Source organism: Nonomuraea recticatena, assembly GCF_039533245.1.
GTDB lineage: Bacteria > Actinomycetota > Actinomycetes > Streptosporangiales > Streptosporangiaceae > Nonomuraea > Nonomuraea roseola.
The window spans coordinates 1-526 of record NZ_BAAATE010000201.1; the positions used below are offsets into that span (position 1 = coordinate 1).

Below are 526 nucleotides of genomic sequence, written 5' to 3' on the forward strand. Positions count from 1 at the left end.
TGCGGCAGCTCGGGGATGGCCCTCGGGTTGAGCTTGACCGCCAGGTACGGGCGGGGCGCGCCACCGGCGTCGCGGACGAAGTAGTTGGTCCGCAGGGTCGCCAGCACCAGGGTGAGCAGGCTGCGCAGGATGCGGTCGGCGTCCAGGCTGGTGACGTCGTCGATCAGCCCGGTGATCCGGTCGGCCAGGCCGTCGGTGCGCTCGATCCGGGTGTCCTCGTCCAGCGCCGGGTCGAAGCGGGTCTCGAACAGCTCGACCAGCGCGGTGGCGACCCCGGTGTGCCCGAGGACGGCGTCCTCGATGTAGTCCTGGCTGTAGGACACGCCGGCCTGGCGCAGGTACTTGGCGTACGCGCGCAGCATGGCCGCCTGCTGCCAGGTCAGGCCGCCGCGCAGCACCAGGGTGTTGAAGCCGTCGACCTCGGACTCGCCGCGCCACGCGGCGGCGAACGCGTCCTGGAAGCGCACGCGCACCGAGTCGAGGTCCTCGCCGGTGAGCTTGTCCAGGGTGGCCTGCTCCAGGCGCA

The 526-nt window shown here is 72.1% G+C and carries 1 protein-coding gene; it reads right to left on the bottom strand.

All coding sequences use genetic code 11. The features are described 5' to 3' along the window. On the bottom strand, positions 1-526 hold a 526-nt coding region (locus ABFX50_RS51150), incomplete at both ends, for an NAD-glutamate dehydrogenase domain-containing protein (protein ID WP_346158574.1).